Origin of the sequence: Ciceribacter sp. T2.26MG-112.2, from assembly GCF_900492205.1 — a bacterium.
GTDB lineage: Bacteria > Pseudomonadota > Alphaproteobacteria > Rhizobiales > Rhizobiaceae > Allorhizobium > Allorhizobium naphthalenivorans_A.
Window position 1 is genome coordinate 278,453 of sequence record NZ_UEYQ01000004.1, and the last position, 13,220, is coordinate 291,672.

Sequence of the window (13,220 nt, forward strand, 5' to 3'; positions counted from 1 at the left end):
GCGCGCGCTAGAAGCGCGCGCCGTTCCCGCCTCTATCGAAGAAGTGAACAACCATGGCCGACAATTTCAATTTTGAACTCGTTTCGCCCGAGCGCCTGCTGCTTTCCGAAAAGGTGAGCGAAGTTGTCATCCCGGCAACCGAAGGCGAAATGACCGTCATGGCCCATCACGCGCCGACGATGACGACCATCAAGCCGGGCGTGGTTTCGGTGAAGCTGGCCTCCGGCCAGGTGACCAAGTATGTCGTGTTCGGCGGCTTTGCCGATATCGTTCCGACCGGCTGCACACTGCTTGCCGAATCGGCCGTGGCGCTCAGCGAACTCAATCGCGACACGCTGACCAAGCGCATCGAGGCGGCCCGTGCCGAATTGAATGCCGTCGAAGGTCACGAGCACAAGACCCGCCTCGAGCAGTATCTCGCCGAATTGACGCATCTGAACGGCGTTCTGATCCCGGCCTGAGCCGGTCGCAAGAAATCCGACGGACTAAGAGCGGCCTTCGAGGCCGCTTTTTTGTACCTGGCGGCGGTCCTCCCTGCAGTGTCTCCGCCACATGACCCTAATCCATGCGCCTTTGCCGCGCGGTCAAAGGCTGCTTGAAGCCCTGCCAAACAATTGAAAGCTTCGTGCTCTCTGATATGCTGCAACGCAAACGGAGGTGAGCGCATGAAGGTCGGGATCGTTGGAGCGGGCATGGTTGGCAGCTCGGCCGGCTATGCACTGGCCATGATGGGAATTGCCAGCGACATCGTGTTCGTCGACAGGAATGCGGCGCTTGCCATTGCCCAGGCTGAAGACATTTCCCATGCCGTGCCCTTCGTGTCGGCGACGACGGTCACTGCCGGCGACTATGAAGCGCTGGCCGGGACGCGGGTGGTGATCATTGCGGCCGGCGTCAGCCAGAAGCCCGGCGAAAGCCGGCTCGAACTTCTGGAGCGCAATGCGGCCGTGTTTCGCGAGGTCGTGGCCGAAGTTCTGCGCGCATCTCCCGATGCGATCCTGCTGATCGCCTCCAATCCGGTCGACATCATGACGCAGATCGCCACGCGGCTGTCCGGCCTTCCGCCGCAGCGGGTGATCGGCTCCGGGACGATCCTCGATACGGCGCGGTTCCGCAGCCTGGTCGGCCGCCATCTCGGCATCGCGCCGCAGTCTGTGCACGCCTATGTTCTCGGCGAGCATGGCGACAGCGAGGTGCTGGCCTGGTCGAATGCGCGGGCCGGATCGATCGCCCTTCGTTCCTTCGCCGAGCAGGTCGGCAAGCCGCTGACAGAGGATGAGCGGCGCGCGATCGACGATGGCGTGCGCAATGCCGCCTACAAGATCATCAACGGCAAGGGATCGACCTATTACGGCATCGGCGCCGGGCTCGCGCGGATCGTCAAGGCGATCGCGCAGGACCAGAGGGACGTGCTGTCGGTCTCGATCGTCACCCCGCGTGTGGCCGATATCGAGGACGTGGCGTTGTCGGTTCCGCGGATCATCGGGGCTGCCGGAGTGGTGGCCGATCTCTTCCCCGACCTCGATGCGGAAGAGCATGCCGCTCTGGGTCGCAGTGCCTCCCTGCTCAAGGAGCGCGTCGAGACCGTGAAGCTGGGCTAGCGCCGAGGCCGTCAATGCCGCCGGCAGCGTGTGCGCCCCGCCGACGATGAAGATTTCGCTTTGACGGCGGCAGCGGTCGCGCTATTGGCACTTATGCCGCAATTGCACTGCAATAGAAATATATGTTTCGATGCGGTGGCGCGATTTCTGGATGGTTTTATGGATATGCCGCAGATCAAGGCCGGAATGGAAAGGGAGCAACTGGAAGGCTTCATGGCGAAAGCCCGTGACGCCAGTACGCTTCTCAAGGCCCTGTCGCATGAAACCCGCCTGCTCATTCTGTGCATCCTCAGCCAGGGGGAAAAGACCGTCGGTGAGATCGAGGCGATCCTCGGCCTGCAGCAGGCCGTCGTCTCGCAGCAGTTGGCGCGGCTCCGGCTCGAGCAGATCGTCGAGACGCGACGCGAGGGTCGCCTGATCTACTATAGAATTTCCGACCCTTCACTGACCGGTCTGGTGTCGGTTCTCTACGACATGTTCTGCGGGCCCAAGGCGGCACCGCTCGTTCTCAGGGATGCCTCCGCGGACGATTGAGCTGCCGGTGTCTTTCTGAACCTTCCCTGGGCGGCAGCCGTTGCGCCGGTTTGCGCTTGCGTGGCTTTCGGCCTAGTCTCGGGCACGAGGAGCGCCCATGATCGACAAGCTTGAATTCTTCATCGCGCTCGCCCGTGCCCAGCATTTCGGCCGCGCGGCGGAGGAGTGCGGCATCACTCAGCCGACGCTGTCCGCGGCGATACGGCAATTGGAGGACCAGCTCGGCGTGATGCTGGTCAATCGCGGCTCGCGTTACCAGGGCCTGACGCCGGAAGGGCAGCGGGTGCTGGAATGGGCGCGCCGGATCGTCGGCGACACGCGCACCATGCGCGAGGAAATGCGGGCGGCGCGACGCGGCCTCGCCGGCCATATCCGCCTCGCGGTCATACCCACGGCCCTCTCCATGGTTCCGCGGATCACCGGACCGTTCCAGGAGAAGCATCCCGACGTCACCTTCTCCGTCAGTTCCCGCACCTCGCTGCAGGTTCTGAGCCTTCTGGAAAATCTCGAGATCGATGCCGGGATCACCTATCTCGACAATGAACCGCTTGGCCGCGTCACCTCGGTGCCGCTCTACGCCGAGCGCTATCACCTGATTGCCGCTGCAGGGACGCCGCTCAGCGATCGTGACCAGGTGACGTGGCGGGAGGTTGCCGATCTTCGGCTTTGTCTATTGACCGCGGACATGCAGAATCGCCGCATCATCAATCAGCACATGGCCGATGCCGGCGTTTCCGTGAAGCCGACGCTCGAATCCAATTCGATGATCGTGCTGTTCTCCCACATCCGCACCGGCCGCTGGGCCTCGATCATGCCGCGTAACGTGGCTGAATCCTTCGGCTTCTCCGCGGAAATACGACTGATCCCGATCAGCGAGCCGGAAGCGGAGCATTCCGTCGGGCTTGTCGCGCAATACCGGGAGCCGTTTACGCCGCTCGTCTCCGCACTTCTGCACGAGGCCCGCCGGCTCGCCGATCTCCAGGCGTTTCAATAGATTTCTTCTATCGTCGAACGGGACTGCTTTATTGACCGCCCCCGGGGAGCGCGGTCATTCTGTCACCATGTCAAAGAGTTCGACGGGAAAGCGGACTGCGTCGGCGCATTGAATTAAGAAACCGACTGGACATTCGCTTTCCACGTGTCAGCCTCTTGGCCAGTTCGTGTCGGTTTGGGAGGGCTGATCATGAATATTCGATCGTCTGCGGATGATTTTGTTTCTCGCACAAATGCGATCGTCGCCGAGTTCAAGGCGCTCGATGGTCCCTTGCTGCCGATCCTGCATGCGGTGCAGGAGGCCTTCGGCTATGTGCCGGACGAGGTCAAGCCGGTGCTCGCCGAGGCACTCAACCTGTCGCGCGCCGAGGTGCATGGTGTCGTCAGCTTTTACCACGATTTCCGCGTCCATCCCGCCGGGCGCCATGTGCTGAAGCTCTGTCGCGCCGAGGCCTGCCAGTCGCTGGGCGGCGACGCTCTGGCCGATCGGGTGCGCCAATTGCTCGGCATCGATTTTCATCAGACGACGCCGGATGGCGCCGTGACGCTGGAGCCGGTCTACTGTCTCGGTCTCTGCGCCTGCGCACCGGCCGCCATGCTCGACGATGACCTGCACGGAAGGCTCGATGCCGACTGTCTCGAGGCGCTGGTCGCGGAGGCCCGCCGATGAGCGCGACGATCTTCATCCCCCGCGATGCCGCCGCGATTGCCGTCGGTGCCGACAAGGTCGCCGAAGCGATCGAGCGCGAGGCTGCTTTGCGCGGCATCGAGCTTGCCATTGTTCGCAACGGATCGCGCGGACTGCTCTGGCTCGAGCCCCTGATCGAGGTGCGCACTGGTCGCGGCCGTATCGCCTATGGTCCGGTCACGGTCGCCGATGTGCCCGGCTTGTTCGAGGCCGACTTCCTGGCCGGCGGCGCACATCCGCTCTGTCATGGGCTCACCAAGGAAATTCCCTATCTCGCTCGGCAGACCAGGCTGACCTTCTCGCGCTGTGGCGTGACCGATCCCCTGTCGCTCGCCGACTATCGCCACTATGAGGGGCTCAAAGGCCTTGAAAAGGCCGTGGCCATGGATCCGGCCGATATCGTCAAGACCGTGACCGACAGCGGCCTGCGTGGTCGCGGCGGCGCGGGCTTTCCGACCGGCGTCAAATGGAAGACGGTCGCGGACGCGCCGGGCGCACAGAAATATATCGTCTGCAATGCCGACGAAGGCGACAGCGGCACCTTCTCCGACCGGATGATCATGGAGGGGGATCCCTTCGTTCTGATCGAAGGCATGATCATCGCCGGCATCGCCACCGGCGCCACCAAGGGCTATGTCTACACTCGTTCAGAGTATCCGCATGCCATCAAGACCATGCGTGCGGCGATCGAGGTCGCCCGAGGCGCCGGCATTCTCGGGCCGTCGGTCCTCGGCTCGGCCCATGCCTTCGACATCGAGGTGCGCATGGGCGCCGGCGCCTATGTCTGCGGCGAGGAGACCTCGCTGCTCAACTCGCTCGAAGGCAAGCGCGGCATCGTCCGGGCCAAGCCGCCGCTTCCGGCGCTGCAGGGCCTGTTCGGCCGACCGACCGTCGTCAACAACGTGATCTCGCTCGCCTCCGTGCCGGTCATCCTCGACCGCGGCGCGGCCTTCTATCGCGATTACGGCGTCGGCCGTTCGCACGGCACGATCCCGATCCAGCTCGCCGGCAATATCAAGCATGGCGGCCTCTACGAGACCGCCTTCGGCCTGACGCTGGGCGAGATCATCTATGACATCGGCGGCGGCACGGCGAGTGGTCGGCCCGTCAAGGCCGTGCAGGTCGGCGGCCCGCTCGGGGCCTACTTCCCGCCCTCCCTGTTCGACACCGTGTTCGACTACGAGGCCTTCGCCGCGAAGGACGGGCTGATCGGCCATGCCGGCATCGTCGTCTTCGACGACACCGCCGACATGCTGAAGCAGGCACGCTTTGCCATGGAATTCTGCGCGATCGAGAGTTGCGGCAAGTGCACGCCCTGTCGTATCGGCTCGACGCGCGGCGTCGAGACGGTCGATCGGATCGCCCGCGGCATTGAGCCGGAGAAGAACCGGGCGCTGCTCACCGACCTCTGCAACACCATGAAGTTCGGCTCGCTCTGTGCGCTCGGCGGCTTCACGCCCTATCCGGTGATGAGCGCGCTCCATCACTTCCCCGAGGATTTCGCCCCGGCACCCATGGTGGAGGCGGCGGAATGAGCAACTCGCTATTGCGTTCGACAGCGCCGACGTCCGGCTTCGTCTTCTCCCCATCGGGGAGAAGTGCCGAACGCAGTGAGGCGATGAGGGGGCCGCTCGCGCTGACGCCTACCCCCTCATCCGGCGCTATGCGCCACCTTCTCCCCGCCGGGGAGAAGAGGAGCCTCCGCCGTTCTGCCGCACACGTCATCCGTTCTTTGTCATCTGCCCAGGAGGCACGTCATGCCCCTCGTTTCTGAAATCGATTACGGTACGCCCGCTTCCCGATCCACCGAGACGGTAACGCTCACCATCGACGGCCGCCAGATCACCGTTCCGGCCGGCACTTCCGTGATGCGCGCCTCGGTGGAAGCCGGCATCCAGGTACCCAAGCTCTGCGCCACCGACATGGTGGATGCCTTCGGTTCCTGCCGCCTCTGTCTCGTCGAGGTCGACGGCCGCAACGGCACGCCGGCCTCCTGCACCACGCCTTGCGCGCCGGGCATGGTGGTCCACACCCAGACGGAACGTCTGAAGCAGATCCGCAAGGGCGTGATGGAGCTCTATATCTCCGACCATCCGCTCGACTGTCTGACCTGTGCCGCCAATGGCGACTGCGAGTTGCAGGACATGGCGGGCGCCGTGGGCTTGCGCGACGTGCGCTACGGCTATGAGGGTGAGAACCACGTCAAGGCTCGGAATGACGGCGACATCAATGCCAAGTGGATGCCGAAGGACGAGTCCAATCCCTATTTCACCTACGACCCGTCGAAATGCATCGTCTGCTCGCGCTGCGTTCGCGCCTGCGAGGAAGTGCAGGGCACATTTGCGCTGACGATCGAGGGCCGCGGCTTCGACAGCCGGGTGTCTCCCGGCATGCACGAGGATTTCCTCTCCTCCGAATGCGTCTCCTGCGGTGCCTGCGTGCAGGCCTGCCCGACCGCGACGCTGACCGAAAAGTCGGTGATCGCCATCGGCCAGCCGGAGCATTCGGCCGTCACGACCTGCGCCTATTGCGGCGTCGGCTGCTCGTTCAAGGCGGAAATGCGCGGCGAGGAACTGGTGCGCATGGTTCCTTTCAAGGACGGCAAGGCCAATCGCGGCCATTCCTGCGTCAAGGGGCGGTTCGCCTATGGCTATGCCACGCATCAGGACCGCATTCTCAATCCGATGGTGCGCGAGAAGATCACCGATCCCTGGCGTGAAGTGACCTGGGAAGAGGCGCTGGCCCATGTGGCGTCCGAATTCCGCCGGCTCCAATACCAATACGGCAAGGACTCGATCGGCGGCATCACCTCGTCTCGCTGTACCAACGAGGAAACCTTCCTGGTGCAGAAGTTGATCCGCGCCGGCTTCGGCAACAACAATGTCGACACCTGCGCCCGCGTCTGCCATTCGCCGACCGGCTACGGTCTCGGCCAGGCCTTCGGCACCTCGGCCGGTACGCAGGACTTCGATTCGGTCGAACATTCCGACGTCATCATGGTCATCGGCGCCAATCCGTCGGCGGCGCATCCGGTCTTTGCCTCGCGCATGAAGAAGCGCATCCGCCAGGGCGCCAAGCTGATCGTGCTCGACCCGCGCGAGACCGAGACGGTTACCTCGGTTCACGCCAAGGCGGACTATCACCTGCCGCTCAAGCCCGGCACCAATGTCGCCGTCATCACCGCGCTGGCGCATGTCATCGTCACCGAAGGCCTGTTCAACGAGGCCTTCATCCGCGAACGCTGCGACTGGTCTGAATTCGAGGACTGGGCCGCCTTCGTTTCCGAGCCGCAGCACAGCCCGGAAGAAACGGAAAAGTTCACCGGCGTTGCGGCCGATCTCGTGCGCGGTGCGGCCCGGCTCTATGCCAAGGGCGGCAATGGGGCGATCTATTACGGCCTCGGCGTTACCGAGCATAGCCAGGGCTCGACGACCGTCATGGCGATCGCCAACCTGGCCATGGCGACCGGCAATATCGGCCGTCCGGGCGTCGGCGTGAACCCGCTGCGCGGCCAGAACAACGTGCAGGGTTCGTGCGACATGGGCTCCTTCCCGCACGAACTGCCGGGCTATCGCCACGTCTCCGACGATGCGACGCGCGACACGTTCGAGAAGCTCTGGGGCGTCAAGCTCGACAACGAGCCGGGTCTGCGTATCCCGAACATGCTCGATGCCGCCGTCGACGGCTCGTTCAAGGGCATCTACATCCAGGGCGAGGACATTCTGCAGTCCGACCCCGACACCAAGCATGTCTCGGCCGGCCTTGCCGCGATGGAATGCGTCGTCGTGCACGACCTCTTCCTCAACGAGACGGCCAACTACGCACACGTCTTCCTGCCGGGCTCGACCTTCCTGGAAAAGGACGGCACGTTCACCAATGCCGAGCGCCGCATCAACCGCGTGCGCAAAGTGATGAGCCCGAAAAACGGCTATGCCGACTGGGAAGTCACGCAGATGCTCGCCCAGGCCATGGGCCTGCCGTGGAACTACAGCCATCCGTCCGAGATCATGGACGAGATCGCCGCCACCACGCCGAGCTTCGCCGGGGTGTCCTACGACCTCCTGGAAAAGATGGGTTCGGTGCAGTGGCCGTGCAACGAGAAGTTCCCGGAAGGCTCGCCGATCATGCACGTCAACGGCTTCGTGCGTGGCAAGGGCAAGTTCATCCGCACGGAATATGTGGCGACCGACGAGCGCACCGGCCCACGCTTCCCGTTGCTCCTGACCACCGGCCGCATCCTGTCGCAGTACAATGTCGGCGCCCAGACGCGCCGCACGGAGAATGTCGCTTGGCATGCGGAGGATCGTCTCGAGATCCATCCGCACGATGCCGAACAGCGCGGCATCAAGGACGGCGACTGGGTGCGTCTCGCCAGCCGGGCAGGCGAAACGACGCTTCGGGCGGAGATCACGGAACGGGTCTCGCCGGGCGTCGTCTACACGACCTTCCACCACCCCGAGACGCAGGCCAACGTCATCACCACGGACTTCTCCGACTGGGCGACCAATTGCCCCGAATACAAGGTGACCGCCGTGCAGGTGGCGCCGTCGAACGGCCCGTCCGAATGGCAGCAGGACTATGAGGACCTGTCGCGCCAGTCGCGCCGCATCGCCGGCAAGCTGGAAGCGGCGGAGTAGGGAATGGCCCAAGGCTGCGGTAATTTGCCCCTCACCCCGGCCCTCTCCCCGCAAGCGGGGAGAGGGCGCGGAGATGTTGCGGCATGTCTCCTTCTCCCCGCTTGCGGGGAAAGGGTGCCGACAGGCGGATGAGGGGGCCTACCCGTCATGAAGACTTCCACCTCCATTGCCGAACTGCAGTATCGCCACGGCACCCTGGCGACGGGCAGCCGCGTCGTTCCGGAAGAAGTGCCGATCGCCTTTTCCTATGGCGGCTCGACCCATGCGGTGATGATGGCGACGCCCGCCGATCTCGAGGACTTCGCCCTCGGCTTCTCGCTGGCGGAGGGAATTATTTCTGAACCGTCCGACATCGTCTCGATCGAGGCGGTGATGGCTGGCGGCGGCATCGATCTGCAGATCATTCTGGCGGACGCGACCGCGGAGGCGCTGACATCGCGTCGCCGCCACATGGCTGGCCCGGTCGGCTGCGGCCTGTGCGGCATCGAATCGATCGAGCAGGCCATGCGGCAAGTGCCATCGGTCGAGGCCGCCGATTTCTGCCTGACGCCGGCGCAGATTGCCGAGGCGGTGAAGCTGCTCGGGGACGGGCAGTACCTCAACCGCGAGACCCGCGCCGTGCATGGCGCCGGATTCTTCGTGCCGGGCCAGGGTCTGGTCATGCTGCGCGAGGATGTCGGCCGACACAATGCGCTGGACAAGCTGTCGGGCGCGGTCATCCGCGCCGGCTATTCCGGGCGCCAGGGCGCGGTCGTCGTCACCAGCCGCCTGTCGGTTGAAATGGTGCAGAAGACGGCGGCGCTGAAATGTCCCATACTCATCGCGGTATCGGCGCCGACGGCCCTTGCCATTCTCACGGCCGATGAAGCGGGCATGACGCTCGTCGGCATTGCCAGGGGCGACGAGTTCGAAATCTTCACCAGGCCCGATCGCATCATTTCCGGAGTGACCGCCCATGTCGCATGACACCACCGAGAAGCTCGTTCGCATGGCGAACCAGATCGCCACCTTCTTCCTGTCTCAGCCGGAAGCGGTGCGCATCGAAGGTGTGGCGAACCATATCAACAAGTTTTGGGAACCGCGCATGCGTCGCGAGCTGTTCGACCATATCGACAAGGGGGGCGAAGGCCTTCTGCCGCTGGTGATGGAGGCCTCCAAGGTCATCAAGCGTCCGATCGCGGCCTGAACGCCAGAGGCGACCGGTTCGCTTTGGCGTTTCGCACCGCCTCTGATATGCAGAACCGACGTTGAACGAGGGAGGCGGGCGACACGGTGAGGGCTGAAACGGCACGAAAGGTCCAGGCGGGCGAGCGGGATCCCGAGTTCGGCCCCTGGCTGGCGCAGGCGACGATCCTCGTGGTCGACGACGAGCCCGGCATGCGCAATTTTCTCGTGCGCACGCTCAGCCCGCGCTGCAAGCGCATCGAGGAAGCCGCCGATGCCGAAGAGGCGTCGCGCAAGCTCGACCAGCATCATTTCGACGTCGTCATTCTCGACAATATCATGCCGGGCAAGAACGGCGTCGACTGGCTGATCGAACAGCGGGCGATCGGCTTCTTCGCCGACGCCATCCTGATGACCGCCTATGCCGATCTCGAAACGGCGATCCGGGCTCTGCGGGCCGGCGCTGTCGATTTCGTGCTGAAGCCGTTCCGCTCCAACCAGATCCTCAACGCCGTGGCGCGCTGCCTCGACCGCATGCGCTTGCAGCGGGAAAACTTCGTGCTGCGCTACGAGCTTCGCGCCACGGCCGACCATATCCTGCTGCGCGACAAGCTGATCGGCGGTTCGGCGGCGATCCAGCAGGTGCGGGAAACGCTGGCCCGCGTCGCGCCGCTGCCGACGACCGTGCTCCTGACCGGCGAATCCGGCACGGGCAAGGAGGTCGCGGCGCGCTCGCTGCATGCACTTTCCGACCGTGCGGCCAAACCCTTTGTGCCGGTCAATTGCGCGGCGATCCCGCCGGATGTGATCGAATCCGAACTGTTCGGCCATGTCCGCGGCGCCTTCACCGGGGCTGAAGCCGGGCGTGAAGGCCTCTTCCTGCATGCCCAGGGCGGCACGCTATTCCTCGACGAAATCGGCGAGATGCCGTTCGCCACGCAGAGCAAGCTCCTGCGCGTCATCGAAGATCGCCGCGTGCGTCCCGTCGGGGCGGAACGCGAGGTGCCGGTCGACCTGCGCTTCGTCTTCGCCACCAATGCCAATCTGGAAAAGCTCGTGCAACAAGGCGGCTTCCGTCCGGATCTCTACTACCGCATCAACGTCATGCAGCTTAAGCTGCCGCCGCTGCGCGACCGGGGCGACGACGTTCTCGAGCTTGCCAGCCTGTTCATGCACAAGCTGTCGCAACAGCTCGGCATGCCGCCCGTGCCGATCGACAAGGCAACGAAGGCCGCCCTGTCCGCCTATGCGTGGCCGGGCAATGTGCGCGAGCTGCGCAACCTGATCGAGCGCTCGCTCATCCTCGGCGGCTTCCCGGACGATTTCCGCGGCCAGCGGCCGGGCGCGGTGGCCGCGCCGGCGGGAACACTGGAGGAGGTCGAGCGTCGCCATATCCTGGCCGTGCTGGAGGAGGCCGGCGGTGATCGCGAGGAGACCGCGCGACGGCTCGGGATCTCGCGCAAGACCATCGACCGCAAGCTCGTGTCGTGGAATGCCTGAGGTGGGCGCCCCGGAGCCGGTGCTGCGCCGCGGTCGGTCGATCCGCTACCGCCTCCTTGCCATCGCGCTTCTGCCGACGCTCGTCATCCTGCCGCTTCTGCTGGTCGGCACCATGGCGCGATGGGAGGCAAAGTTCGATGCCTTGCTGGCCTCCAAGGTCAATGCCGACCTCACCATCGCGCATCAATATCTGGCACGGATCCTTGAGAATACCGGTGAACATCTGTCGGCGCTGACAGGTTCGATCGCCTTTCGGGATGCGGCGATGCGTGATGGCGGGACCGGACTTGCGGCCTATCTGGACGAAAATCGGGAGCGCCTCGGGCTCGACTTTCTCTTCCTGGTGCAAAGGCAGGGGTCGGTGACCAAGCCTGTCGGACCTTTGGGGCAAGATGGGCTGCGAACGGATTGGCCGGTTCTCGAGGCCGCATTGGCGGGAGAGGCGAAGACCGCGATCGACATCTTCTCAAAGCAGGAACTGGCGGCCATTTCGCCGGAACTCGCCGCACGGGCGCAACTCGAACTCGTGCCGACGCCGAACGCGGTTGCGACCGACCGAGCCAGCGAAACGCGTGGCATGGTCGTGCATTCGGCCAGTCCTGCCTTGCTGCCGGACGGGGAAGAGGCCGCTCTTGTCGGCGGCATCCTGCTCAACCAGAATCTCGTCTTCATCGACACCATCAATGATCTCGTCTATCGCGCCGCGAGCCTGCCGGAGGGCAGCCAGGGCACTGCGACGCTCTTCCTCGAAGATGTCCGGATCAGCACCAATGTCCGGCTGTTCGAGGGCAAGCGGGCGCTCGGCACCCGCGTCTCGGCCGCCGTTCGCCAGACGGTGCTGGGCGAGGGGCTCGTCTGGCTCGACAGCGCCTTCGTCGTCAATGACTGGTACGTCTCCGCCTATGAGCCGATCAGCGACAGTTTCGGAAGACGGGTCGGCATGCTCTATGTCGGTTTTCTCGAAGCGCCGTTTGCCCGTGCCAAGACCGAGACGATCATCGGCATCGTCGTCGCCTTCCTTCTCGTGACGGCCGCCAGCGTGCCGATCTTCCTGCGCTGGGCGCGGGCGATCTTCAAACCGCTGGAACGGATGACAGGCACAATTGCACGGGTGGAAGAGGGCGATCTCGGAGCGCGCTCCGGTCTCACCGACGGCAGCGACGAGATCGGACGGGTGGCCGTGCATCTCGACAGCCTGCTCGACCAGTTGCAGCAGCGCGACCGGGATCTGAGGCGCTGGAACGACGAACTCAACGACCGCGTGGCCGAGCGCACGCGCGAACTCGAACTGGCGAACCGGCAGCTCGAGGCGACGACCAAGCAGCTCGTCATGTCGGAAAAGCTGGCGGCGATCGGCGAGATCACGGCCGGTGTCGCCCATGAAATCAACAATCCGATCGCCGTCATGCAGGGCAATCTCGACGTGGTGCGCAGCGTGCTTGGCGACAGGGCGAGCGATCTTTCCACCGAGCTTAGGCTGATCGACGAGCAGATCCATCGCGTCAGCCAGATCGTCACCAAGCTGCTGCAATTCGCCAAGCCGGAGGAATATGCCGGCTATGTCGAGCGCCATCGCGTGGCAGACGTGATCTCGGACTGCCTGCCTTTGGTGCAGCATCTGCTGGGCAAGGCCGCTATCGACATTGAGAGGGACGATGGCGCGAACCGGCAGGTTCTGATGAACCGGACCGAGTTGCAGCAGGTGCTCATCAACCTGATCGTCAATGCCATCCATGCCATGCCGGATGGCGGCAGGCTGCGCCTCATCAGCCGCGACGAGACACGTGACGGCCGCGACGGCATTCGCGTCGATGTGGTGGATACCGGCATCGGAATGACGCCAGACGTGCTTTCCCGGATTTTTGATCCATTCTTCACCACCAAACGCCGCCAGGGTACCGGCCTCGGCCTGTCGATCAGCCAGACGCTTGTGAGGCGGCAGGGCGGATCGCTCACCGTCGAGAGCGAACCGGGCAAGGGGACGACCTTCTCCATCTGGCTTCCCGAAGCCGACTGATTGACGCCTGGATGGACAGAATGTCCGTGGCGATCGGACATTCTGTCCATGTTGGTGCGGCCGTCGCGACTAAGTTATTGAAAAAT

The 13,220-nt window shown here is 64.3% G+C and carries 11 protein-coding genes; all 11 read left to right on the plus strand.

What is annotated here, in order from left to right; translation table 11 throughout:
- Positions 1-53: 53 nt before the first annotated feature.
- The 11 genes from DYZ14_RS09175 (at position 54) to DYZ14_RS09225 (ending at position 13,134) form a co-directional block, all read left to right on the plus strand.
- A complete protein-coding gene (locus DYZ14_RS09175; RefSeq protein ID WP_154720379.1) occupies positions 54-461 on the plus strand; it encodes a F0F1 ATP synthase subunit epsilon in 408 nt (135 codons plus the stop codon).
- A 204-nt stretch (positions 462-665) separates the two neighbouring features.
- Complete coding sequence (locus DYZ14_RS09180) at positions 666-1,601, plus strand: L-lactate dehydrogenase (protein WP_154720380.1); 936 nt, start codon at positions 666-668, stop codon at positions 1,599-1,601.
- Between the two features lie 159 nt (positions 1,602-1,760).
- Positions 1,761-2,135, plus strand: coding sequence for an ArsR/SmtB family transcription factor (locus DYZ14_RS09185; RefSeq protein ID WP_154720381.1), 375 nt, complete (start codon positions 1,761-1,763; stop codon positions 2,133-2,135).
- 97 nt (positions 2,136-2,232) lie between these two features.
- Positions 2,233-3,129: a LysR family transcriptional regulator gene (locus tag DYZ14_RS09190; RefSeq protein ID WP_154720382.1), complete on the plus strand. Its 897-nt coding sequence runs from the start codon at positions 2,233-2,235 to the stop codon at positions 3,127-3,129.
- Positions 3,130-3,318: 189 nt separating this feature from the next.
- Positions 3,319-3,798 (plus strand): formate dehydrogenase subunit gamma, encoded by a 480-nt coding sequence (locus tag DYZ14_RS09195; RefSeq protein ID WP_154720383.1) that lies wholly within the window; start codon positions 3,319-3,321, stop codon positions 3,796-3,798.
- The gene (locus DYZ14_RS09200; RefSeq protein WP_154720384.1) at positions 3,795-5,351 is read left to right on the plus strand and encodes a formate dehydrogenase beta subunit; all 1,557 of its coding nucleotides are present in this window, start codon (positions 3,795-3,797) and stop codon (positions 5,349-5,351) included. Before DYZ14_RS09195 ends, DYZ14_RS09200 begins: the two co-directional genes overlap by 4 nt.
- 222 nt (positions 5,352-5,573) lie before the next feature.
- The gene (gene fdhF, locus DYZ14_RS09205; RefSeq protein ID WP_154720385.1) at positions 5,574-8,453 is read left to right on the plus strand and encodes a formate dehydrogenase subunit alpha; all 2,880 of its coding nucleotides are present in this window, start codon (positions 5,574-5,576) and stop codon (positions 8,451-8,453) included.
- A 147-nt stretch (positions 8,454-8,600) separates the two neighbouring features.
- Complete coding sequence (gene fdhD / locus DYZ14_RS09210; protein WP_154720386.1) at positions 8,601-9,419, plus strand: formate dehydrogenase accessory sulfurtransferase FdhD; 819 nt, start codon at positions 8,601-8,603, stop codon at positions 9,417-9,419.
- Positions 9,409-9,639 (plus strand): formate dehydrogenase subunit delta, encoded by a 231-nt coding sequence (locus tag DYZ14_RS09215; RefSeq protein WP_154720387.1) that lies wholly within the window; start codon positions 9,409-9,411, stop codon positions 9,637-9,639. Before fdhD ends, DYZ14_RS09215 begins: the two co-directional genes overlap by 11 nt.
- A gap of 86 nt (positions 9,640-9,725) precedes the next feature.
- A complete protein-coding gene (locus tag DYZ14_RS09220; protein WP_154720388.1) occupies positions 9,726-11,117 on the plus strand; it encodes a sigma-54-dependent transcriptional regulator in 1,392 nt (463 codons plus the stop codon).
- Positions 11,110-13,134, plus strand: a complete 2,025-nt coding sequence (locus tag DYZ14_RS09225; protein ID WP_154720389.1) for a sensor histidine kinase — start codon at positions 11,110-11,112, stop codon at positions 13,132-13,134. The genes DYZ14_RS09220 and DYZ14_RS09225 overlap by 8 nt, the downstream gene beginning before the upstream one ends.
- The last annotated feature ends 86 nt before the right edge of the window (positions 13,135-13,220 follow it).